This is a genomic window from Aceticella sp. 75b-Ac (assembly GCF_056032965.2).
This window is the reverse complement of sequence record NZ_CM190971.1, coordinates 1,280,192-1,303,542: the sequence shown is the minus strand read 5'-3', so window position 1 is coordinate 1,303,542 and position 23,351 is coordinate 1,280,192. Positions and strand designations below refer to the sequence as shown.

Sequence of the window (23,351 nt, the reverse complement as noted above, 5' to 3'; positions counted from 1 at the left end):
TATTATGTACTTACTATTTAATAAAATATTTTTGGGGGAGGAGTTATAATGTCAAAATTAACTTTATCCGTTATTAAGGCTGATATAGGAGGTTGTGTCGGGCATACAAATGTACATCCAGAACTCTCAAGGATTGCAAGAGAACATATAGAAAAAAACAAGGAAATGCTTATTGATTATTACATAACACATGTTGGTGATGATATACAGCTTATTGTGACACATAGAGGCGGAATTGACAATGAAGAAATTCATAAGCTTGCATGGGATATGTTTTATGCTTGCGCAGATAAAGCTAAGGAAATGAAATTATATGGGGCAGGTCAGGATTTGTTAGAGGATGCGTTTTCAGGCAATATAAAAGGAATGGGTCCCGGCATAGCAGAGATGGAATTTGAAGAAAGAAGAAGTGAGCCTGTGATAATTTTTATGGCTGACAAAACCGAACCTGGTGCATGGAATTTGCCTTTATACAAAATGTTTGCAGATCCTTTCAATACGATTGGGCTTGTAATAGATCCCAGCATGCATCAAGGATTTAAGTTTGAAGTATATGACATGATTGACCACAAATATGTCATATTTGAAACACCTGAAGAAATGTATGATTTACTTGTTTTCATAGGAGCAACAGGCAGATATTGTATTAGAAAGGTATTTACAAAAGGCAATGAAATAGCTGCTGTTTCTTCAACACAGAGGATGAATCTTATAGCAGGGAAATATATAGGCAAAGATGATCCTGTTATGATTGTAAGATGTCAAAACGGATTACCTGCAGTTGGCGAAGTTCTTGAGCCATTCGCAAAACCTCATCTTGTTGCAGGCTGGATGAGGGGATCTCATTTTGGACCGATGATTCCTGTATCCTTAAAAGAGGCTATGCCTACAAGATTTGACGGACCACCGAGGGTAAGTGCTCTTGCATTTCAACTTGCCGAAGGAAAATTAATTGGTGCACAGGACCTTTTTGCAGATGTGGCTTTTAATAATGCAAGGCAAAAGGCACTAAATATAGCAGATTATATGAGAGAAATGGGACCCTTTGAACCTCACAGATTACCACTGAATGAGCTTGAATATACGACAATGCCCAGTGTTATGGAAAAGCTTCAAGACAAGTGGATAGTAGAAGATTAATCCTATAAAAAAACTATTAAAGGTTATTGTCATTTGACAATAACCTTTAATAGGTGTAATATAAAAATAAGGTGTAGGGGATAATAAGTATGATAGAATTTGATGAACTCGTTGTCTTACTCGTGACTTTAGTCATGAGTAAGACAACGGCTACAATCAGTACGGTAGGGACTACCGGATTTTAAGCCTGTGGAGATGGAGGTTACGAAGTCAATGAATCAGGAATCCTGTTACTTCAGTAATGGGAGGTTCAAATACCCGGATATAAAATTATAGAAATAAAAAATGTGGTTTTTGACTTTAACGGTACACTTGCTGAAGACGGTATTTTAATTGAAGAAACAAAGGATAAAATAAGAGAGCTGTCAAATAAAAATATTAATCTTTATATTCTCACTTCTGATACATATGGTTCTGTGAAAAAACAATGCAGTGAATTACCTGTTAAAATAGAAATATTTAATAAGGAAAATGCTTCACAGGATAAAAAAAGAATAATTGAAAAATTAGGGAGTGAAAACACCTTATCAATTGGAAACGGGAAAAATGATTTAGAAATGTTTAAAAGCAGCAGATTATCCATTGCGATAATTGGAAGGGAAGGATGTTTTTCGAAAACATTATTTGAAGCAGATATTGTGGTGAACAATATAATTGATGCTATAGATTTATTATTAAAGCCCGCAAGAATTAAAGCCACATTAAGGACATAAGCTTGTAGTCAACATCACAGATATATTTTTCTGATGATGGCTAAAATAGATTATATAGGAGGAATTTTTCATGAAAAAAAAAACAGGCAAATATGAAATCATGCCTTCAGCCTATGCCGAAGGTACTCGTATCCTGCAGAGGAACCGATGGCAAAAACAATGCACTGGCAGTGGCTTACTGCTGTAATTGCAGTTTTGATCCCCCAATGGTAATGGTAGGAATTGTCCCATCAAGGTATTCTTACAAATTAGTTAAAGAAACAGGCTGCTTTGTGGTGAATCTTGTTTCAAAACAACAAAAGGATATGTTTGAATATCTTGGCAGTCATAGTGGCAAGAATGAGGATAAATTCTCAAAACTAAATCTACGTGTTGAAGAAGGGGTAAAGGTTAATGCACCATTGTTATCAGATTGTCCCGTAAATATAGAGTGCAAGGTAGTTGATTCTATAGTTACAGGTTCTCATGAGATGTTTGTAGGTAAAGTCGAATTTGTCCATGCAGACGAAAAATTACTGAATGATAAAGGTGAAATTGATTTTTCCAAAATTGAGTTTCTATAAAAACAAAAAAGATTATTGACATAATGATTAATAAATGAGTATAATCATAAATATAATGGGTAAATGTTCAAATGAAGAGGCTGGTAATGTTACAAAAAATAATAGGTTCTGGGATTGGCATTCCACCTCTTATTTATTAATTTGATATATGTACTTAAATTTAAAAGATGTTGAAGGTGAGATATATAATGGCAAGACCAAGAAAATGGAGAAGAGTCTGTATTTTACCGGAAATAAATACATTTGGACCAATTGATGTTTTGGAAAATCCAGATGAATGTATTTATATGACCGTAGAGGAATATCAGACAATAAAATTAATGGACCTTGAGGGTTTAACTCAGGAAGAATGTGCAGATTTAATGGGGGTTGCCCGTTCAACGGTACAGCGGATTTACAATGATGCACGGAGAAAATTAGCAGATAGTTTGATAAACGGTAAAGTATTGAAAATAGAAGGCGGAAATTATAAACTTTGCAGTGAATTTGAAGATATGAAACCATGTGATAACTGTCTATGTCACAGGCATAGGCATGGCAGGAACATGAAGTTTGGTGGTCAATTTTGAATATTAATTTAGAATGCATTTATTGTATTATAAAAAAATCAGATTCATTGTTTACCATCTTTGAAAAAGATGAGAGGAAGAAATTTAGGTTCATGAAAGAAGTATTTGCTAATGAGAAGGATATTAAGGTTATGATGGAATAAATTTAATTTAATATAAAAAATTTTTTTTTGTTTAAAATACATATATTGTATGTATTTTATAATTATGGTATAATTAATCTAAAATTTCACAAAGAAGGGTGATAATATGACAAACATTGAAAAATTCGATATAGCCATTATCGGCTCTGGTTCTGCCGGATACGTTGCGGCTATAAGAGGGGCCGACCTTGGGAAAAAAGTTTTGATAATAGAAAAAGGAGAATTGGGTGGGACCTGCCTCAACAGAGGATGCATACCAACTAAAGCGCTCCTCCATTCAGCGGAGATTTATTCCCATTTTAATAATTCAGAAGAATTAGGAATAAAGGCTGAAAATATTTCTTACGATTTGAATGTGATTCAAAAAAGGAAAAATGACATAATAAATAAGCTTGTTACAGGGATAGACCTTTTGCTGAAATCCAGAAAGATAGTTTTAAAAAAAGGCTGCGGCAAGATAGTAGATGAGCATACCATAGTGATTAATCATGAAGGTAATATTGAAAGGATTAATGCGGAAAATATTATAATAGCAACAGGTTCCGAACCTTTAATGCCTCCATGTTTTAAATTTGACGGGAAAAATATTATAACAAGTAAAGAGGCGTTAGAAGTCAAAGAAATTCCAAAAGATATTCTTATCATAGGTTCTGGGGCAATCGGCGTAGAGTTTGCCATATTCTTTTCTTCATTTGGTGCGAAGGTTACTTTGGTAGAGATGATGCCACAGATTATACCTGCTTTAAGGGATAAAAAGATGGCTAAATTAATTCAGAGGATACTTAGTAAAAAGGGTATAGATGTAATAACAGGTACTAAGGTAGAAAATATCGAAATAAAAGAAGATGGCAGGGTATTTTCCACACTAAGCAATGGCAAAACGATTCAAAATGAAAAGGTATTGGTATCAATAGGGAGAAAGTTGAATTCAGAAGGTATTGGACTCGAAGACGTTGGAGTCAAAGTTGAAAATGGAAGGATAATAGTAAATGAAGAGATGCGGACGAATATACCAAATATTTTTGCCATTGGTGATGTCATAGGAGGTTTATTGCTTGCACACAAAGCTCAGAGGGAAGGAATCGTTGTAGCAGAAGTTATATCAGGATTAAATACTAAAATGGATTACAGGGTAGTACCATCCGCAATATTTTCCTCTCCGGAGATTTCGGCTGTAGGATTGACCGAAGAAGAAGCTAAAGAGAAGGGCATCGAAATAATTACAGGGGAAATTCCATTTGCATCTAATGGGAAAGCACTTACAATGAATGAAACAGAAGGCTTGGTAAAAGTTGTAGCTAAAAAAGATACAAAAGAAATTATAGGCGCACAGATAGTCGGACCGGATGCCAGCGTACTTATTGCCGAGCTTGCTCTATCTGTTGAGAAAAACCTTACCCTTATGGATGTTGCAAATACAATCCATACACATCCTACTCTTCCGGAAGTAATAATGGAAGCTGCAAAGGCTGCTTTAGGAGAGGCAATACATAAAGCAAAGAGATAAAAGGCAGCAGGAATAGAAAATCTTTATTTGAAAGAGAGATGGAGTAAATGTATGTTTTTGGTCCGGTACCTTCAAGGAGGCTTGGCATATCATTAGGGTTGGATATTATCCCATATAAGACATGCAATCAAGACTGCCTATATTGTCAACTGGGCAGGACGACCGTTAAAACAAATGAAAGAAGAACTTATGTAAGTGTATCTGATTTATTAAATGAGCTGAAAAGTGTTCTATCAAAAAACGATAGTATAGACTATATAACATTTGCAGGCTCGGGAGAACCTACATTAAATTCCGATCTTGGGAAGATGATAAAGAAAATAAAGGAAATAAGCTCCATACCCATTGCGGTAATTACTAACAGTCTTAAAATGACAGATGAAGACGTACGTAAAGAATTATCCGCGGCAGATTTGATAGTACCTTCTCTTGATAGTGCTGTTCAGGATACCTTCGAGAGATTAAACAGACCCAGCGAAAATATAAAAATACGTGATATTATAGATTCTCTGGTAAAATTCAGGCAAAATTTTTCTACTATGATGTGGTTAGAAGTGATGCTTATAAAGGGAATCAATGATGATAAGGAAAATATAGAAAATTTAAGGTCAGCAATAGAAGAGATTAAGCCTGACGAAGTTCAATTAAATACAGCAGTAAGACCTTCAAATTCTGGAGAAGCAAAGCCTTTAAATATGGAGGAGCTTAAAGATATTGCAGGTTATTTAGGAAAAAGTTGCAGAGTCATAGCTTCTTTTGACAGAAAATCAAACAAAGTTTATAATTTAAATATAGAAGAAGATGTACTGTCATTATTAAAAAGAAGACCCTGTACCTTAAAAGAAATGTCGGAGGTATTATCTATACATCCTAATGAATTGTCAAAATATCTTGGAACTTTGGAAAAGGATGGGAAAGTCAAGGAAAGGGTATTTAATTCAGAAAAATTTTATCAATCGTGTTAAGCCTTAAATCTGCATTGAAAAAGGTATTAATTGTAAACATTATCAGAAAAACTTATAAATTATTTATAAAAACAGTTTCTTTTTTGTTATATAATGATAAAATAAAAATAGAGAATTATTTGCTTAAAAAATATTTTGTGTTATAATATGAAGAAGTATTTTCGTTTAAACATATGAATAGGAGGATTTACTTAATGGGTAGTAATCTTAAAAAGATAGAAAAAAGTGTAGCAATAATTGAACTTAATATTCCAAAGGAAACATTTGAAAACAGTATGAATTTTGCATACAAGAAAAATGCCGATAAATTCAATATTCCTGGTTTTAGGCGCGGCAAAGCACCGATGGCAATTGTAGAAAGGTATTATGGCGAGGGAATACTGTATGAAGATGCTATAGAGCATGCTTTTCCAGAGGCATATAAGGAAGCGATTGAATCGCTTAAAATAGACCCGGTTGACACTCCGAATATTGATGTCTTACAAATAGGCAAGGGCAAAGACTTAATTATTGAAGTAAGGGTTCCTGTAATGCCGGAGGTTGAACTTGGAGAATATAAGGATATAGAGGTAGAAAAAATAGAGTATGATGTTACAGAAGAAGAAGTCATGAACCGCCTTCAGGGGATGAGGCAAAAGAGTGCCAGAATTATTCCGGTAGAAGGTAGACCTGCACAAACAGGGGATATTGTAATAATAGATTTTGAAGGATTTATTGACGGCGAGCCTTTTGAAAAAGGGAAGGCGGAAAATTACGAACTTGAGCTGGGTTCCAATACGTTTATACCGGGCTTTGAAGAACAGATTGCTGGACACAACATAAATGATGAATTTGATGTTGATGTTACTTTCCCTGAAAATTACAGGGTTGAAGATTTAAAAAGCAAGCTGGTAGTATTTAAAGTAAAATTAAAAGCCATAAAACAAAAAGAACTTCCCGAATTAAATGATGATTTTGCAAAAGATGTAAGCGAATATGATACACTTGATGAGCTAAAAGAGTCAATAAAGAAGGAAATTCAGGAAGAGAAAAGACTCCATGCAGAGGAAGAAATGAAAGAGAATGCTGCCAAGAAGGTAGTAGAGAATTCAAAGGTTGAAATTCCTGACGTAATGATTGAGAGGCAAATAGATATATCATTGAAAGAACTTGATTACAATTTAAGATATCAAGGGCTATATCTTGATAAGTACCTTGAAGTTACAGGTAAAAGCAAAGATGATTTAAGAGCCGAAATGAGAAATGGTGCTGAATCAAGGGTTAAGATGCAGTTGGTAATAGATAAGATAGGCAAATTAGAAAATATAGAAGCAACAGATGAAGAAATTGAGGAAAAGATTGCTGAAATTGCAAAAGAATACAACATAACAGCGGAAAAATTAAAAGAAGAGCTTAATGAAAACCAAATTAACAATATTAAAGATGATATAATATATTTTAAGACAATTGACTTTATTTTTAATAATAGTAAAATAATAAATAAAGAGGAGTGATGTTATGAGTTTAGTACCTATCGTTGTTGAACAAACTAACAGAGGCGAGCGTTCATACGATATATTTTCGAGACTTTTAAAAGACAGGATAATTTTCCTTGGAGATGAAATCAATGATGTAACTGCAAGCTTAGTAGTTGCACAGATGCTTTTTCTTGAAGCGGAGGATCCTGATAAAGATATATGGATCTATATAAATAGTCCAGGAGGTTCCATAACGGCAGGTTTTGCCATATATGATACAATGCAGTACATCAAACCGGATGTTGTAACGATGTGCGTCGGAATGGCTGCATCAATGGCTGCATTTTTGCTTGCTGCCGGTGCAAAAGGGAAGAGATTTGCGCTTCCAAACAGCGAAATAATGATACATCAGCCCCTGGGGGGAACACAAGGTCAAGCCACAGACATAAAGATACATGCGGAACGAATTATTAAGACAAGAGAAAAATTAAATAGAATTTTAGCTGAAAGAACAGGGCAGCCTCTGGAGAAAATCCAAATAGATACGGAAAGAGATTTCTTTATGGATCCGGAAGAGGCAAAAGCATACGGAATTATTGACGATATTCTGTTAAAAAGAAAATAAATCCCGAGAGAGGTGGAAAAATGGCAAAATATGATAATCAAAAGCAATTAAAATGTTCATTTTGTGGGAAATCACAGGATCAGGTAAAAAGGCTTGTTGCAGGTCCTGGAGTGTATATATGTGATGAATGTATAGAACTCTGTCAGGAGATTATTGATGAGGAATTTGAAGAAAACATTGATATTGAAATTGGAGAACTTCCAAAACCAAAAGAAATAAAAGATTTCCTTGATCAATATGTAATAGGACAGGATAATGCCAAAAAAGCACTCTCAGTTGCTGTTTATAGTCACTACAAAAGAATAAATAGCAGAGTCAAATCAGATGATGTAGAGTTACAAAAAAGCAATATTCTTATGCTTGGACCTACAGGATCAGGCAAGACATTACTTGCACAGACGCTGGCAAAGATGCTTAATGTACCTTTTGCAATCGCTGATGCAACATCACTTACAGAGGCAGGTTATGTGGGTGAAGATGTTGAAAACATTCTTTTAAAGTTGATTCAGGCAGCAGACTATGATGTAGAAAAAGCAGAAAAAGGTATTGTATATATCGATGAGGTTGATAAAATAGCAAGAAAATCAGAAAATCCTTCAATTACAAGGGATGTATCCGGTGAAGGAGTACAACAGGCATTATTAAAGATACTTGAGGGAACAGTAGCAAATGTTCCCCCGCAAGGTGGAAGGAAGCATCCGCATCAAGAGTTTATACAGATTGACACCACAAATATTTTATTTATTGTCGGCGGTGCATTTGACGGAATTGAAAAGATAATAGAATCAAGAACCGGTAAAAAAATGTTGGGATTTGGTTCTGAAATAGTAAGCAAGCAGGAAAAGAAAATAGGGGAAATATTAAAAAATATTATGCCAGAAGACCTTCTTAAATTCGGTCTTATTCCCGAATTTATTGGAAGGCTGCCGGTTGTTGTTACATTAGATTCTCTTGATAAGGAATCACTTGTACGTATTTTGACAGAACCTAAAAATGCTCTTACGAAACAGTATGAGAAATTATTTGAGCTTGACGGTGTTAAGCTTGAATTTGATAAAAAGGCTCTCAATGTAATTGCACAAAAAGCTATCGAGAGAAAAACGGGTGCACGTGGTTTAAGGTCAATTCTTGAAGAGTTGATGCTGGACGTTATGTATGAAATACCATCAAGCGAAAATATTGAAAAATGCATAATTACAGAAGAAACGGTACTGCATAATGCACAGCCGACATTAGTATATTCAGATGTGCAGAAAACTAAAAAGAGGATAAAAAAATCGGAATCTGTATCATGATTTAATATGAAACCTCCTTCCTACATATAATATGTACAGGATAGGAGGTTTCATTAATCATGGAAGATAATTTAACCACAGATAAATTTCAGAATCTGCAAAAAATCAGGCAGGAGAGGTTAAGTGAACCATTTTTAGAGAAGATAAGACCTCAAACAATAGATGATATTGTAGGGCAGGAGGAAGCTTGTATATCAATAGAGAATGCTTTAAGCAGTGATAGACCAAAAAATATTATACTCTTAGGACCGGATGGAGTTGGAAAAAAAGATGCTGCTATGGTAATATTTAAAAAAATAATATCAAAAGACAGTAGTATTTTTTTTAATTCAAAATCAAAATTCATTGAATATGTACCGGGTGTGAAATATAAGGAGAATTATATAGGAGACCCGCTTTTTGGCGCTGTGTATATTCCGAAAAAGGATAGAGCATTTAAAATACCAAGACCAAAAATAGGAGCTGTATCACATGCAAACAAAGGAATCCTTTTCATAAATAAATTATGCAAATTAGATATAAACCTCTTAAATAAGCTTGCGGATGTTATGGAACAAAAGAAGGTATATATAGAAATTAAATATAAAGACAAGAGAATTCCTTGGCATATATACAACATTTTCAAGAATGGCTTTCCTGCGGATTTTTGTCTTGTAGCGGCAATAAATGACGAAAATAAAATACCTGTAAAATTAAGACGTATGTGCGATTTTATAAATTTTAGAGAACTAACGATTGAAGAAATTATGAAAATTTCTCAAAATGCAGCTAAAAAAGCCCTTTTCAATCTTGATTTTGATGCAGGACTTACAATTGCAAAAAATGCAAAAAGTGGAAGTGATGCAGTAAAGCTTATTCAGCGTGGGGCTATAATGGCACTTAAAGCCGGAAGGATTAATATTACTATAGAAGATATTGAAATAATAAAAAATAAATTATAAGATTATTAGAAGACTAAAATACAAATGCGAAAGAGGTGATATTCATGGAAAAAAAGTATATACTTCCCATGATACCTTTAAGAGGTCTTACTGTATTTCCATATACGGTGATGCATTTTGACGTAGAAAGGGAGAAATCGGTAAAAGCTCTTGAAGAAGCAATGATGCGTAATCAGCTTGTGTTTTTGACAACTCAGAAACAACCTGAAGTTGATGACCCTTCAATTGAGGATATATATAAAGTAGGAACAATAACAAAAATTAAACAGATGTTAAAGCTTCCCGGAAATATAATAAGGGTGCTTGTAGAGGGAATAAATCGTGCAGAAATAAAAGAGATAATAAATTCAGAAAGTTTTTATGAGGTAGAAGTAATAGAAAAACAGATGGAGGAAGAAATTAAAAGGGATGCAGAGATAGAGGCACTGATGAGAAGTGTAATATCTGCATTTGAAGAGTATGCAGAATTTGCTCCAAAGTTTCCGATCGATAATTTATATAATGTGACTTCAATAGAAGAGCCGGGAAGGCTTTCCGATGTCATAACAGCCCATATAAATTTAAGCCCTAATCAAAATCATGAGCTGATGGAGTGCTTTGATGTAAAAAAAAGACTTGAAAAATTACTTGGTTTTTTACTTAAAGAAATTGAAATACTTAATATAGCAAAGGATATAAACATAAAAGTTCGCAAAAAAATAGATAAGGCTCAGAAGGAATATTTCCTTAAAGAGCAACTTAAGGTGATAAAAGCTGAGCTTGGGGAGACAGATGAGGCAGATCAAGAAGTTGAGGAATACAGAAAAAAAATAGAAAAAGCAGATGCTCCACAAGAGGTTAAAGAAAAGGCTTATCATGAACTTGAAAGGCTTCGCAAAATGAGTCCGGGGACAGCAGAGAGCTCTATTATAAGAACATACCTTGACTGGCTTATAGAATTACCTTGGAATTACGAAACAAAAGATATGCTGGATTTAAAAAGAGCGGAGAAAATACTAAATGAGGACCATTATGGACTTCAAAAAGTGAAGGAAAGAATTCTCGAATTCCTTGCTGTGAGAAGCTATTATGAAAAAATGAAAAGCCCTATTCTTTGTCTTGTAGGACCACCCGGTGTTGGAAAGACATCCTTTGGAAGGTCTATTGCAAGGGCTATGGATAGAAAATTTGTAAGAATGTCTCTTGGAGGGGTAAGGGATGAAGCTGAAATAAGGGGACATCGGCGTACGTATGTTGGCGCAATCCCTGGTGGAATTATCAATTCTATAAAAACAGCAGGCTCAAAAAATCCTGTATTTTTATTTGATGAAATAGATAAGATAAGCTCTGATTTTAGAGGTGACCCTGCATCTGCAATGTTAGAAGTACTTGACCCGGAGCAGAATAATACCTTTCGTGATCATTATTTAGATCTGCCTTTTGATTTATCAAAAGTGCTTTTTATAACTACAGCTAATACGCTTGATACAATACCGCTTCCACTAATTGACAGAATGGAAGTGATATACATTTCAGGGTATACAGAAGCAGAAAAAATACATATTGCAAAAGATTATCTTATACCAAGGATATTAAAAGATCATGGTGTTGATGAAAACAAAATAAAGATACAGGATTCTACAATTATAGGGATTATTACAGAGTATACCAGAGAAGCAGGAGTAAGACTGCTTGAACAGAATCTTTCAAAGATTGTGAGAAAGGCAATAAAAAAAATCGTAGAAGATGATTTGCGAACCATTAAAATTGGAAAGAAAAATTTACAAACCTATTTGGGGAAACCAATATACAGATTTGACAAGGCAAATTTAGACAATAAAATCGGTATGGTTACAGGACTTGCATGGACAAGGGTTGGCGGTGATACCTTGACAATAGAAGCTTCAACAATGAGCGGAAGCGGAAAGCTTACATTAACAGGGCAATTAGGTGATATCATGAAGGAATCTGCAGAGGCAGGATTAAGCTACATCAGGGCAAATGCAGAGAAATACGGAATTGATAAGGATTTTTATAAAAAACTGGATATACATGTACATGTTCCTGAAGGCGCAACGCCGAAAGATGGTCCGTCGGCAGGTATTACAATTGTTACTGCGATAGTTTCAGCAATTAAAAAAATACCGGTTAGAGGTGATACTGCAATGACAGGTGAGATTACATTAACGGGAAAGGTATTGCCAATAGGGGGACTAAAAGAAAAAATATTAGCAGCCCACAGGGCGGGAATTAAAAAAGTTGTAATTCCTGTTGAGAACAAAAGAGACCTTGACGAAATACCGCAATCTATAAAAAGAAGGATAGATTTTAAATTTGTTTCAAATATAGATGAGGTTCTCAAATCAGTATTGGTTGGAGATGATAAACATGATGATAAAATCAGTTGAACTTGTTGTAACGGCTTTTGACAAAAAGCAGTATCCGTCAGATAATCTTTTGCAGATAGCTGTTGTTGGAAGGTCTAATGTTGGTAAATCATCTTTTATAAACGCAATCCTAAACAGAAGAAATTATGCGAGGGTGAGTTCAAAACCGGGAAAAACAAGAGGAATAAATTTTTATAAAATAAACAATATGTTTTATCTTGTTGACCTTCCCGGCTATGGTTATGCAGCGGTTTCAAAAGAGATGAAAAAACAGTGGGGATTAAACATCGAAACATATTTTAAGATATCAGATAAGCTCAAATATGTTTTAATGCTGGTAGATATAAGGCATCTACCAACAGAAGACGATATTATCATGGTAAATTATCTTAAGAATATGGAAATTCCCTTTACAATTATTGCTACAAAATCAGATAAATTAAGCAAAACAGCCGTACAAAAATCCATAAGGGAGATTGCCATGGAATTTAAAATAAGCCCTGATATTATTGTTCCATTTTCATCTTCAAAAAAGCAGGGTGTTGATGAAGTTCTTATGATAATAGAGAAAAATATTAAAAATCAGAAGCTTATTTAAAGTATGGATATTTTCAAAGCTTAAACCTATGAGCAATGGGCATTCTTCTGCCAACCCCAAAAGCCTTTGTGGTAACTTTAAGACCGGGGGCAGCCTGTCTCCTTTTATATTCGGCATTATTTACTTTCCTAATTATTTCTTTTACAAGGTTTTCGTCAAATCCCTCTGATACAATTTGCCGCAGGGATTTTTCCTCTTCTATATATGCCTTTAATATTGCATCAAGAACCTCATATGGCGGTAGTGAGTCAATGTCTCTTTGGTCAGGTTTTAATTCTGCTGATGGCGGCTTTCTAATCGTAGACAAGGGTATTATCTCACCATTTCTATTAATATATCTTGCAAGTTCATATACCATTGTTTTTGGTACGTCTGATATTACAGCAAGTCCACCGATCATATCTCCATAAAGGGTGCAGTAACCAACAGCAATTTCTGATTTGTTGCCTGTTGTAAGCACCATATAACCTTCCCTGTTTGATATAAACATAAGGTAATTTCCCCTGATTCTTGCCTGAATATTTTCCTCTGCGAGGTCACCTTTTGGGGTTTTATCTTCATTAAATATCGAGATGTAACTTTGAAAAACATTTTCAATAGGCAGTATCCTGAATTTTATACGTAAGTTTTGCGCAAGAGTATATGCATCATCCCTGCTTTCGCAAGATGTATAACGGGAAGGCATTGAAACACCGAGGATATTTTCTCTTCCCAGTGCTTTAGAAGCCAAGGCACATGTTACTGCAGAGTCAATACCTCCGCTTAAACCTATAACAGCTTTTTTAAAACCGGTTTTTTTAAAATAATCCCTGATACCTAAGATTAATGCATCATGTATCCAGGATATATCTTCCTTAATTTCTGGAAGTGGTGATTTTTTATTTAGATTATCGGTATCAAAGATTGATAGGTCTTCTTCAAAAGACTTTAACTGCATAACTTTTTCACCGTCCGAATTTATGACAAAGCTTGAACCATCAAATATAAGTTCGTCATTTCCACCGATTTGGTTTACATATATAAGGGGAAGATGGTATTTTTTTGATATTTCTTTAACCATTTTTACTCTTAACTCATGTTTTCCAGCATTATATGGCGATGCGGATATATTTATAAAAATATCAGGATTTAGTTTGTACTGTTCTTCAAGTACATCGGTATCATATTTTGGTCTTTCCCAAAAATCCTTGTCATTCCATATATCTTCACATATATTTATGGCAAGCCGCATTCCTTTAAAATCAAAACATTTTATTTCTCGCGCCGGTTTAAAATACCTGTTTTCATCAAATACATCATAATTTGGCAGGAGCGTTTTATCTGATTTCCCAATGATTTCTCCATTATTTAGAAGTAGTGCTGAATTATGCAGGATATAATCCTTCATTTCACCCTTTGTGACAGTTCCGATAATAACACCAATCTCATGAACCTCGGGTAGGATTATATTTTTCAAACCTTCGTCAGCCAAGTTAAGGAAATCAGGATTATATAAAAGGTCTTTTGGAGGATAGCCTATAATTGAAAGCTCAGGGAAAACAATCAAGTCAACATATTGTTTCTTGGCATCATTTATATATTCAACTATTTTATTGCAGTTATTTTTTATATCACCAATCGTTGGATTTAATTGCGCTAAGGCTATTTTCACGTGGTTTCACCTCTCTTATTTTTATAAAAATATTTTAACATATAAATAAAACAAAATATATATGCAATTTTTATAGTTCCTCAAGCCATTATTTAGAAAATTGCATTTTTAAAATAAAAAACTTGCAAAAAATGAAGTATTTAAGAGGTAAAGTGAAGGAATATCGTTTTCAATGAGGTTTTTTGTGAATATTTGAATTTAAATAGCGTCATATATATTTTGTAAAATTACATAATTTATATTAAACTTATCGTATTGAGATTAAATAAGGTATAATACTATTATAACGTATATTTTATTAGTTTTGTTCGGAAATTAAAAAATATTGGAGGAAGAAAAATGGGAAAGGTAAAAATTACTGATACAACCTTAAGGGATGCCCATCAGAGCTTGTGGGCAACAAGAATGAAAACAGAAGACATGCTGCCTGTTGCGGAAAAACTTGATAGTGTAGGTTATTATTCACTTGAAGTTTGGGGAGGAGCAACATTTGATGTCTGTTTAAGATACCTTAATGAAGATCCATGGGAAAGGCTTAAGCTTTTGAGGGATAAAATTAAAAATACAAAACTTCAAATGCTTTTAAGGGGACAAAATCTTGTGGGATATCAGCACTATCCCGATGATGTTGTTGAAAGATTTGTTGCAAAAACCGCCGAGTATGGAATAGATATCTTTAGAATATTTGATGCCTTAAATGATATAAGGAATATTGAAAAACCTTTAAAAGCAGTCAAAAAAGAAGGGAAACTTGCTCAGGCAACGGTAGTTTATACAATAAGTCCTGTACACACGGTGGAACATTATGTTGATACAGCTTTAAAACTTCAGGATATGGGTGCGGACTCAATATGTGTAAAAGATATGGCAGGACTTATGAAGCCTTATGTTGCTTATGATTTAATAAGCATTTTAAAAGAAAAACTTTCTATACCTGTTCAACTGCACTGTCATTATGTTGGAGGTATGGCTGTAACGACATATATAAAAGCAATTGAAGCAGGTGTTGATGCAATAGATACTGCTTCTGCACCACTGGCATATGGCACATCACAGCCTCCAATTGAAGTAATAACGGGAATGCTTAAGGATACAAAATATGACAATGGGCTTGATATGGAGAAATTGTTTGAAATAGCTGAGTACTTTGAAGGGATAAGGGTTAAAAAAGGTTTTGAGAGAGGCATGACACGTCTTTCGGATGTAAAGGTATATATGCACCAGGTTCCGGGCGGCATGATTTCCAATCTGGTTAGTCAGTTGAAACAGCAGAAAGCAGAAAAACGCCTTAACGAAGTTCTTGAAGAAATACCTAAGGTACGAGAGGATTTGGGATATCCGCCTCTTGTAACACCTACAAGCCAAATTGTTGGAACACAGGCAGTATTAAATGTTCTGCTTAAGGAAAGATATAAAATAATACCAAATGAAGTTAAGCAGTATATCTTAGGTTATTATGGAAAACCTCCTGCACCAATTAAAGATGAAATAAAAAAGCGTGTATTAAATGGTAATGAACCCATAACTGTAAGACCAGCCGATAAGCTGGAACCAATTATGGATAAGATGAAGAAAGACCTGCAGGGAGTTACAGAGAAGGAAGAAGACATATTAAGTTATGCAATGTTTCCACAGGTAGCTTTAAAATTTTTTGAAAATAGGAAAAATGGTATTGTTTTAAATAATGAAGATGCTAATATTTTAGAAAGGGGAAAAAATATGAATTTAAAAGAAATTTCAGAACTTATAAAGATTATTGATGAAACTAAAATAAATGAAATCAATCTCGAAAGCGAAGGTTTAAAAATTTCTATTAAAAAAGGAGGAACAGCCGAAGTACATGATTGTAATATTGAGGATAACAAATCAACGGTTATTTCAACAGATATTAACAATGCAAGGGACATAAAAATAATAACATCACCAATGGTAGGTACATTTTATGCGACACCGGCTCCTGATGCCGAACCCTTTGTAAAGGTTGGAGATATTGTAAAGGAAGGTCAGGTTTTATGTATTGTAGAGGCTATGAAGCTAATGAATGAGGTACATTCAGATGTAAATGGCAAAATCGCTAAAATTCTTGTGAAAAATGGTGAAATGGTAGAATATGACCAACCGCTTTTTGAAATAGAGGAGGTATGACATGAAAAAAATACTTATTGCAAACAGAGGTGAAATTGCCTTAAGAGTAATCAGGGCATGTAAGGAATTGGGAATTGAAACGGTTGCTGTTTATTCTAAGGCAGACAAAAATTCTCTTCATGTACAATACGCTGATGAGGCATATTGCATAGGACCCAATGAAAGCACCCTTAGCTATTTAAACATGCAGGCTATTATAAGTACCGCCATGGTATCCGGTGCTGATGCCATACATCCAGGTTATGGGTTTTTGTCTGAGAATCCTTTTTTTGCTAAGCTATGTGAAACTCATAAAATAAAATTTATAGGACCATCTGCAAAAATTATAGAATGTATGGGCAATAAAGCAAAAGCTAAGGAATTAATGATAAAAAACAATATACCTGTTATACCTGGTTCTCACGGGGCTGTTGAGAATGTTGATAAAGCTATAAAAATTGCCAGAGAGATTGGTTATCCAGTCATTATAAAGGCATCAGCAGGTGGTGGCGGTCGTGGTATGAGGATTACCCATAGCGATGAGGACTTGAAAAAAGCACTGGAGCTGGCACAAAAAGAAGCACAAAATGCTTTTGGGAATAGTGAAGTTTATATAGAAAAATACATTGAAGAACCTAAGCATATAGAATTTCAGATATTAGCCGATGAACATGGCAAAATTATACATCTTGGAGAAAGGGATTGTTCGATACAGCGTAGACATCAGAAAATATTGGAAGAAGCTCCTTCACCCTTTCTTGAAAAACATCCTGAGCTTAGAAAAGAAATAGGCGAAAAAGCTATAATAGCTGCTAAAGCCGCAGGATATCAAGGAGCTGGCACTATTGAATTTTTACTTGACAGCAGTGGAAATTATTATTTTATTGAAATGAATACAAGAGTCCAAGTAGAACATGGGATAACAGAACTTGTTACAGGCATTGATATCATAAAAGAGCAGATAAAGATAGCATCAAATGAGAAGCTTTTGCTAAATCAGGAAGATGTGAAGATTAGTGGGCATGCTTTAGAATGCAGGATAAATGCTGAAGACCCGGATAATGATTTCAGACCAAGCCCCGGAAGGATAAATACGCTTATTCTGCCGGGCGGACCCAAAGTAAGAATTGACACACATATTTATCAAGGTTTTGAAATCCTGCCTTACTACGATTCTCTTATAGCAAAGCTTATGTCTTACGGCAAGGATAGAAATGAAGCAATAAGCGTTATGGAGCGGGCTCTTGATGAGTTTAAAATTGAAGGTATTAAAACAACAATACCCTTCCATAAAAAAATCCTTCAAAATGCCTTTTTTAAAAAAGGCGAAATCTATACAAATTTTATACAAAGAAGAATGGAATAGCAGCTTTATGCTATTCCTATTAATTCCATTTAACTATCTTTTTTTCCATATAAACTATCAATAGATACATAGCTGCTGATAATACAGACAAAATAAGGACACTTGACATAACGATGTCGAGCTTAAATATCTGACCTCCATATACAATAAGGTATCCAAGCCCAGCCTTTGATACAAGAAATTCTCCTGTTATAACACCTACCCATGATAGACCCAAATTGATTTTAATAGCCGACATAATGGTTGGAATACTTGCGGGAAGTATACATTTTGTGAGAATTTGCGTTTTTGTTGCACCAAAGGTTTTTAAAAGTTTTATCTTTTCTTCATCAACTTGAGAAAAACCATTCTGTAAGCTTATTATTGTTACAATCAATGATATTGCCAGTGCCATTACTATAATTGGGGCTTTGCCATTTCCCATCCACACAATAAATATCGGACCCAGTGCAATTTTAGGCAGGCTGTTTAGTACAATCAGATAGGGTTCAGAAACCCTTGATATAAAATCAGACCACCATAAGATTACAGCTATTACAATACCCAATAATGTACCAGAGGCAAATCCTATTATTGTTTCACTTAAAGTTACCCATATATGCATAAAAAGAGAGCCATTTTCTGTAAGAGCAAATATTGTTTTCAGCATTCTTGAGGGCTGACTGAAAAGGAATGCATCTATAATTCCATATCTTGCTGCAAGTTCCCACACCCCAAAAAAAACAATCAGTATGATTATTTGAGTAATTCTGATAAGCAGAGATTGTTTTTTCACCTTTTTTAAATATTCCTTATGCTCTGCTGATACGTGTTTTAAAGAGATTTCACACATGTATATCCAGCTCCTTCCATATGGAATTAAAGTATTGCCTGAATTCGGGAGCTTCTCTGCATCTGATGGGGGAAGGGTCATCACATGTAAGTTTTATTTCATATATGCTTTTAACTACAGCAGGTCTTATGGATAAAACAACAATTTTATCACACATAGCAATGGCCTCTGAAATATCATGTGTAACTATTACAGCTGTTTTTCTCTCATTTTTAAGTATTTTCCAAACCTCATCAGATATGGCAAGCCGTGTCTGATAATCAAGGGCTGAAAAAGCCTCATCTAAAAGCATTATATCAGGTTTTAATGCAAGTGTCCTGATAAGTGCAGCCCTTTGTCTCATTCCTCCAGAAAGCTGATGTGGATAATAATTCTTAAAATCTTCAAGACCGTATTTTTTAAGGAGTTCATTTACATATTTTTTTGAATTTTCATCAATAGAATTTTGTATTTCAAGACCCAACAAAACATTTTGCCATATATTTCTCCATTCAAAAAGATGGTCCTTCTGAAGCATATATCCTATTTTACCATTTACTTTAAGCTGACCTTTTGATGGTTTTAAAAGACCGGATATTACAGACAAAAGGGTTGATTTTCCACTTCCGGAAGGACCTATTACTCCGACAAATTCACTTTCATATACATTAAATGTTATATTTTTCAGGGCTTCAGTTTCACCATCCAGTGTGTGATAGTTGAGGGCAATATCTTTAAGGCTGATCATTATCTTATTCATCAATTGCACCTCCAATTTTTATCTGTTTATTTTTTTATCGTATTTAATGCTTTATCGGCAAATGTGTTATTAATAAGCTGTTTTGAGTCAGCTTTATGCTTGATTTCTCCGGCATTTAACAGTATATCCTGAAGAAAATCGAAATCCTCCGTTTTCATTTGCAGTGTTTTACCCCAAGTATTTTGCTTTTTATATCGTTCTATAACGGTTGTCATCAAATCAATATCTGCATCTGGAAAGAAGGATTTGATATTTTCTGCCACATCACGTGATGGATGTGATTCCACATAAAGCATTCCTTTATAAACGGCATTAGTAAAATGCTGTATTATGTCCGGATGTTTTATTATATAGCTTTTTTTCGCATTGAATGTAGTGTATGGGACTTCATGGGCAGATGCACCAACAGATGCGACAATATATCCGCCTTTGGCTTTTTCTACCAATGACGCTGTGGGTTCAAATAATTGTACATAATCTGCATCTGACGACATGAAGGCACCGGCATTGGCTGTGAATTGAAGATTTGTCACTAAATTGACATCTTTCTTAGGGTCTATACCGTGTTCTTTAAGTACATATTCGAGGGTCATTTCAGGCATTCCCCCCGGTCTGCCGCCTATAACCTTTTTACCTTTCACATTTTCCCATTTAAAATCTTTTTCAGGTTTTTTCCCCAGAAGAAATGAACCGTCTTTTCTTGTAAGCTGTCCGAAATTAATCAGATAATCTTCCCTGCCCTCTTTAAATACATAGACGGTTGTTTCAGGTCCCTGCAGACCGATATCTGCTGTTCCTGACAATACGGCTGTGGCTGCCTTGTCAGACCCTTGTGCTGTTGTGATATTAAGCTCAATTCCTTCATCTTTAAAAAAGCCTTTATTTACAGCAACATAATAGGGGGCATAGAAAATAGAGCGTACCGTTTCAACAAAATTAATTTTGCTGACTTCTTGTTTCTCTGCTTTGCAGCCGGTAAGTGTAATTGACGTTAAAAGAATAGCAAAAGCAAGTGTAAAGAGAAAAAATCCTTTGAAGCTTTTCATAAAAACATACCTCCATTTCTTTAATTTCAATTTATTATATTCTATCAATTGCAAATGGTGAGGGATTAAGTTAAAATAAGATGTATAGAAATTCTTTTATAAGAAGGAAATCAAGAGGGATTGTCGAATAAATATAAATATATCTGAATTTTGTTTATAAAGGAGAATAAAGAATGGGACAAAAAGTGATAAGCAAAAAAAATAAGAAAAAAATAAAAATAGGGAAAGCAAGCAGCAAACAATTTAACACATCTATTTTAAGAATAATATTTTATGTTTGTTTGCTTGCACTCTTAGCATACCCGCCATTTTTCAGAGGAATGTACTTTGAAAATGAGATGCTGCCGAATATAGTAGCAACATCCCTTGTATTTATTTTATGGGTTATCATAAAACTTGTTAAGAATGAGCCTGTTATCATAGGGAAATTAGATTATGGAATATTGTCATTGGCTGGCGCATATTTCATATCGACATTATTTGCCGTCAATGTAAGGACAAGCATATATGAGGTATTAAAATATCTTGATTTTGCTTTTATTTATCTTATGGTAAGCAGGATTGTGAAAACAAAAAAAGAGGTTTGGATACTTTTAAATATTCTGGTACTAAGCTCAGTTGGAGTTGCATTAATAGGGCTTGGTTCTGCTGCCGGCATTATAAACTACAATGGCTCATGGGTTGGCGGAAGGATTAATTCAACATTTCAATATCCCAATACGACCGCATCTTTTTTAATGGCGTTTTTATTTGTTAATTTAGCATTGTTGTCAGATGCAAAAAACAGGTATTTAAAGGCATTTTATGGTGTATTGGCATTTACACAATTTTATGCATTTATATTTACATTATCTCGCGGTGCATGGCTTATGTTTTTCATTTTTGGAATGCTTTTAATGTTACTTATGCCGAAGGGGAAAAAGTTTGAGGTGGCATTATATTTTACAGGTATAGTTATTGCATCTATACTTCCTATTGTTAAATTTAATTCGACAGTAAACGGACAAATGCCATCAAAGCTTGTAATATGGTACATTGTCGGGACTGTATTATCGTTAATATTAACATATTTGATAAGCTTTATCATAAAGGCAATAAATGAAATAAAGATAAAAACCGGTATTATGATAACAGCGGCAGTTATTGCTATAGCTATTATATTCATTGCGGGGGATATAGTATTTACAGCTCAGGTTCCTCTTAGCTTGAACCACGGAGCAAATGAGGCTGACAGCGGCAAGACTGTTACACGGTTTATAAACAATATAGACCCTGGCAGACAGTATGTTTTAAAGTATACTGTTAAAGCTCAAAATACGGGGAATAAAGATTGGGCATATGGAATTATTATTGATAGCCGTAATGAAAATGACCAATCTCAAAAATTAAAAGAATTTTACGACAAGAATTCTTTTTCAGGTGAAAAAACAATAGAATTCAAAACATTAAGTGATACAAAACGTCTTGCAATCTCCTTTACAAACAATTTTAAGGATACATCTGTTACGTTTGACAAAGCCGAGATTTACCCTAAAAATAATCCACAGGATGTACAGAATATCATACTTAAATACAAATACCTGCCTGAAAATATTGCATCACGTATTCAGGATATAAATTTTACGACTCAAAGCAGTTCACAGCGTATGCAGTTTTATAAAGACGGATTAAAGATATTTAAGGCATATCCTTTATTTGGAGCTGGTGGTGGCGCATGGACAACATTATATTTTAAATACCAGTCATATTTATATTGGACAACGCAAACACACAGCTATTTTATGCAGGTGCTTCTTGATACGGGTTTGATAGGTTTTGCTGCTTTAATTTTTCTTTTAATAGCATTATTAATGACAATCATTAGGTTATATAAGTCTGACCTTGACATAAATGAGAGGGTGTATTTTGCAGCGGTTGTTACTGCTATAGTAAGTATATTTGCACATGCTGCTATGGATTTCGATTTGTCATTGGCTGCCGTTTCCATATCATTATGGGCACTGATGGGTTTAATAAGGGCAATGGATTTAGAAAAGTGCGAAAAGGCAGATATTTTGAACACAAAACGTATTAACGATGCACTAACTAAGAATAACTATATAAATTATGCAATACTAAGTATTGCTATAATAGTCATGTTTTTATCCGCATCCTTTTCCACTGCTTTAAGCTATGCACAAAATGGTGATAGTGATATTAAAGCTAAAAATATTACAAAAGCTGAAGCAGATTTTAAAAATGCTGTATCCTATGACCCGTGGAATGCAAAATACAGGATGGCATACGGACAAATACTGTTAAATATAGGTAATCAAACAAGAGATTTTGAAAAAATAAAAAAAGCAGAGGAACAAGAACAAAAAGCTGTGGACTTAGAACCCTTTAATTTCCAGCTAAATGCACAACTTGGAGCTTTTTATCTGTCACATGGTCAGATTGACAAAGGGATACAATATATTAAAAAAGCTGTAGATGTGCAGCCTTTAAGACCTGAGAATTATCAACAGCTTGCAGACGCGTATAATAAGGTCGGTATGTTCTATCTGCAAAAGGGTGATAAAGAAAGAGCTAAAGAATATCTGAAGAAGGCTGTAGATGTAGGTAAGATGTACAATAAGGTTAATTCGAAATCGTTGGAGCCAAATCCAATGACGGATCAGACTAAAAAGATAATTGATGATTCAAATAAGGCACTTGAAAGAATACACTGA

The 23,351-nt window shown here is 34.3% G+C and carries 20 protein-coding genes; 16 read left to right on the top strand and 4 right to left on the bottom strand.

The genetic code is table 11. The annotated features are described in order from the left end of the window. Nucleotides 1–48 precede the first annotated feature (48 nt). The 13 genes from fbp to yihA all read left to right on the top strand — a co-directional run bounded on the left by fbp (nt 49) and on the right by yihA (nt 12,882). The gene (fbp, locus tag AC0LWJ_RS06890) at nt 49–1,140 is read left to right on the top strand and encodes a fructose-1,6-bisphosphate aldolase/phosphatase (protein ID WP_474238878.1); all 1,092 of its coding nucleotides are present in this window, start codon (nt 49–51) and stop codon (nt 1,138–1,140) included. A 287-nt stretch (nt 1,141–1,427) separates the two neighbouring features. Continuing rightward, a complete protein-coding gene (locus AC0LWJ_RS06885) occupies nt 1,428–1,853 on the top strand; it encodes an HAD family hydrolase (protein WP_474238875.1) in 426 nt (141 codons plus the stop codon). Nucleotides 1,854–1,966: 113 nt separating this feature from the next. After that, nucleotides 1,967–2,416: a flavin reductase family protein gene (locus tag AC0LWJ_RS06880; protein WP_474238872.1), complete on the top strand. Its 450-nt coding sequence runs from the start codon at nt 1,967–1,969 to the stop codon at nt 2,414–2,416. Nucleotides 2,417–2,604: 188 nt separating this feature from the next. After that, the gene (locus AC0LWJ_RS06875; RefSeq protein ID WP_474238870.1) at nt 2,605–2,985 is read left to right on the top strand and encodes a DUF134 domain-containing protein; all 381 of its coding nucleotides are present in this window, start codon (nt 2,605–2,607) and stop codon (nt 2,983–2,985) included. Next, the gene (locus tag AC0LWJ_RS06870) at nt 2,982–3,128 is read left to right on the top strand and encodes a hypothetical protein (protein WP_474238866.1); all 147 of its coding nucleotides are present in this window, start codon (nt 2,982–2,984) and stop codon (nt 3,126–3,128) included. The genes AC0LWJ_RS06875 and AC0LWJ_RS06870 overlap by 4 nt, the downstream gene beginning before the upstream one ends. 106 nt (nt 3,129–3,234) lie before the next feature. Further along, a complete protein-coding gene (gene lpdA / locus AC0LWJ_RS06865) occupies nt 3,235–4,635 on the top strand; it encodes a dihydrolipoyl dehydrogenase (protein ID WP_474238863.1) in 1,401 nt (466 codons plus the stop codon). A 47-nt stretch (nt 4,636–4,682) separates the two neighbouring features. Further along, entirely contained in the window at nt 4,683–5,600 is a 918-nt protein-coding gene (locus AC0LWJ_RS06860; RefSeq protein WP_474238861.1) for a radical SAM protein, read from the top strand. Nucleotides 5,601–5,794: 194 nt separating this feature from the next. Then, nucleotides 5,795–7,093 (top strand): trigger factor, encoded by a 1,299-nt coding sequence (gene tig / locus AC0LWJ_RS06855; RefSeq protein WP_474238859.1) that lies wholly within the window; start codon nt 5,795–5,797, stop codon nt 7,091–7,093. A 4-nt stretch (nt 7,094–7,097) separates the two neighbouring features. After that, nucleotides 7,098–7,682, top strand: a complete 585-nt coding sequence (gene clpP, locus AC0LWJ_RS06850) for an ATP-dependent Clp endopeptidase proteolytic subunit ClpP (protein WP_284680456.1) — start codon at nt 7,098–7,100, stop codon at nt 7,680–7,682. A 20-nt stretch (nt 7,683–7,702) separates the two neighbouring features. Next, nucleotides 7,703–8,977 carry an ATP-dependent Clp protease ATP-binding subunit ClpX gene (gene clpX / locus AC0LWJ_RS06845; protein WP_474238857.1) on the top strand — a complete coding sequence of 425 codons (1,275 nt, stop codon included), beginning with the start codon at nt 7,703–7,705 and terminating at the stop codon, nt 8,975–8,977. Nucleotides 8,978–9,036: 59 nt separating this feature from the next. Beyond that, nucleotides 9,037–9,918, top strand: a complete 882-nt coding sequence (locus AC0LWJ_RS06840; protein ID WP_474238854.1) for an ATP-binding protein — start codon at nt 9,037–9,039, stop codon at nt 9,916–9,918. A gap of 44 nt (nt 9,919–9,962) precedes the next feature. Next, the gene (lon, locus tag AC0LWJ_RS06835) at nt 9,963–12,305 is read left to right on the top strand and encodes an endopeptidase La (RefSeq protein WP_474238850.1); all 2,343 of its coding nucleotides are present in this window, start codon (nt 9,963–9,965) and stop codon (nt 12,303–12,305) included. Next, complete coding sequence (gene yihA / locus AC0LWJ_RS06830; RefSeq protein ID WP_474238845.1) at nt 12,286–12,882, top strand: ribosome biogenesis GTP-binding protein YihA/YsxC; 597 nt, start codon at nt 12,286–12,288, stop codon at nt 12,880–12,882. The genes lon and yihA overlap by 20 nt, the downstream gene beginning before the upstream one ends. 13 nt (nt 12,883–12,895) lie before the next feature. Here the strand turns inward: yihA and AC0LWJ_RS06825 are convergent, their stop codons facing one another. Further along, nucleotides 12,896–14,533 carry an NAD+ synthase gene (locus AC0LWJ_RS06825; RefSeq protein ID WP_474238842.1) on the bottom strand — a complete coding sequence of 546 codons (1,638 nt, stop codon included), beginning with the start codon at nt 14,531–14,533 and terminating at the stop codon, nt 12,896–12,898. 339 nt (nt 14,534–14,872) lie between these two features. Here AC0LWJ_RS06825 and oadA point away from each other — a divergent pair, with 339 nt between their 5' ends. Both oadA and accC read left to right on the top strand, forming a co-directional pair. Next, nucleotides 14,873–16,678: a sodium-extruding oxaloacetate decarboxylase subunit alpha gene (gene oadA / locus AC0LWJ_RS06820; protein ID WP_474238838.1), complete on the top strand. Its 1,806-nt coding sequence runs from the start codon at nt 14,873–14,875 to the stop codon at nt 16,676–16,678. Between the two features lies 1 nt (nt 16,679). Further along, nucleotides 16,680–18,023 carry an acetyl-CoA carboxylase biotin carboxylase subunit gene (accC, locus tag AC0LWJ_RS06815; RefSeq protein ID WP_474238836.1) on the top strand — a complete coding sequence of 448 codons (1,344 nt, stop codon included), beginning with the start codon at nt 16,680–16,682 and terminating at the stop codon, nt 18,021–18,023. Between the two features lie 19 nt (nt 18,024–18,042). On the opposite strand, the gene AC0LWJ_RS06810 is transcribed toward accC, so the two are convergent. From AC0LWJ_RS06810 to AC0LWJ_RS06800, 3 genes are read right to left on the bottom strand one after another with little or no spacing between them, the layout of a single operon-like run. Next, a complete protein-coding gene (locus tag AC0LWJ_RS06810) occupies nt 18,043–18,855 on the bottom strand; it encodes an ABC transporter permease (RefSeq protein WP_474238833.1) in 813 nt (270 codons plus the stop codon). Continuing rightward, nucleotides 18,848–19,594, bottom strand: coding sequence for an ABC transporter ATP-binding protein (locus AC0LWJ_RS06805; RefSeq protein ID WP_474238830.1), 747 nt, complete (start codon nt 19,592–19,594; stop codon nt 18,848–18,850). The genes AC0LWJ_RS06810 and AC0LWJ_RS06805 overlap by 8 nt, the downstream gene beginning before the upstream one ends. A 26-nt stretch (nt 19,595–19,620) precedes the next feature. Then, nucleotides 19,621–20,640 carry an ABC transporter substrate-binding protein gene (locus AC0LWJ_RS06800; RefSeq protein WP_474238827.1) on the bottom strand — a complete coding sequence of 340 codons (1,020 nt, stop codon included), beginning with the start codon at nt 20,638–20,640 and terminating at the stop codon, nt 19,621–19,623. A 173-nt stretch (nt 20,641–20,813) separates the two neighbouring features. Here AC0LWJ_RS06800 and AC0LWJ_RS06795 point away from each other — a divergent pair, with 173 nt between their 5' ends. Next, nucleotides 20,814–23,351 (top strand): O-antigen ligase family protein, encoded by a 2,538-nt coding sequence (locus AC0LWJ_RS06795; protein ID WP_474238825.1) that lies wholly within the window; start codon nt 20,814–20,816, stop codon nt 23,349–23,351.

What these genes read in the sequence shown, in the direction of transcription:
- fbp (WP_474238878.1), top strand. Translation starts at nt 49, where the DNA reads ATGTCAAAATTAACTTTATCCGTTATTAAGGCTGATATAGGAGGTTGT.
- AC0LWJ_RS06880 (WP_474238872.1), top strand. Translation starts at nt 1,967, where the DNA reads ATGCCGAAGGTACTCGTATCCTGCAGAGGAACCGATGGCAAAAACAAT.
- AC0LWJ_RS06875 (WP_474238870.1), top strand. Translation starts at nt 2,605, where the DNA reads ATGGCAAGACCAAGAAAATGGAGAAGAGTCTGTATTTTACCGGAAATA.
- lpdA (WP_474238863.1), top strand. Translation starts at nt 3,235, where the DNA reads ATGACAAACATTGAAAAATTCGATATAGCCATTATCGGCTCTGGTTCT.
- AC0LWJ_RS06860 (WP_474238861.1), top strand. Translation starts at nt 4,683, where the DNA reads ATGTATGTTTTTGGTCCGGTACCTTCAAGGAGGCTTGGCATATCATTA.
- tig (WP_474238859.1), top strand. Translation starts at nt 5,795, where the DNA reads ATGGGTAGTAATCTTAAAAAGATAGAAAAAAGTGTAGCAATAATTGAA.
- clpP (WP_284680456.1), top strand. Translation starts at nt 7,098, where the DNA reads ATGAGTTTAGTACCTATCGTTGTTGAACAAACTAACAGAGGCGAGCGT.
- clpX (WP_474238857.1), top strand. Translation starts at nt 7,703, where the DNA reads ATGGCAAAATATGATAATCAAAAGCAATTAAAATGTTCATTTTGTGGG.
- AC0LWJ_RS06840 (WP_474238854.1), top strand. Translation starts at nt 9,037, where the DNA reads ATGGAAGATAATTTAACCACAGATAAATTTCAGAATCTGCAAAAAATC.
- lon (WP_474238850.1), top strand. Translation starts at nt 9,963, where the DNA reads ATGGAAAAAAAGTATATACTTCCCATGATACCTTTAAGAGGTCTTACT.
- yihA (WP_474238845.1), top strand. Translation starts at nt 12,286, where the DNA reads ATGATGATAAAATCAGTTGAACTTGTTGTAACGGCTTTTGACAAAAAG.
- oadA (WP_474238838.1), top strand. Translation starts at nt 14,873, where the DNA reads ATGGGAAAGGTAAAAATTACTGATACAACCTTAAGGGATGCCCATCAG.
- accC (WP_474238836.1), top strand. Translation starts at nt 16,680, where the DNA reads ATGAAAAAAATACTTATTGCAAACAGAGGTGAAATTGCCTTAAGAGTA.
- AC0LWJ_RS06810 (WP_474238833.1), bottom strand. Translation starts at nt 18,855, where the DNA reads ATGTGTGAAATCTCTTTAAAACACGTATCAGCAGAGCATAAGGAATAT.
- AC0LWJ_RS06805 (WP_474238830.1), bottom strand. Translation starts at nt 19,594, where the DNA reads ATGAATAAGATAATGATCAGCCTTAAAGATATTGCCCTCAACTATCAC.
- AC0LWJ_RS06800 (WP_474238827.1), bottom strand. Translation starts at nt 20,640, where the DNA reads ATGAAAAGCTTCAAAGGATTTTTTCTCTTTACACTTGCTTTTGCTATT.
- AC0LWJ_RS06795 (WP_474238825.1), top strand. Translation starts at nt 20,814, where the DNA reads ATGGGACAAAAAGTGATAAGCAAAAAAAATAAGAAAAAAATAAAAATA.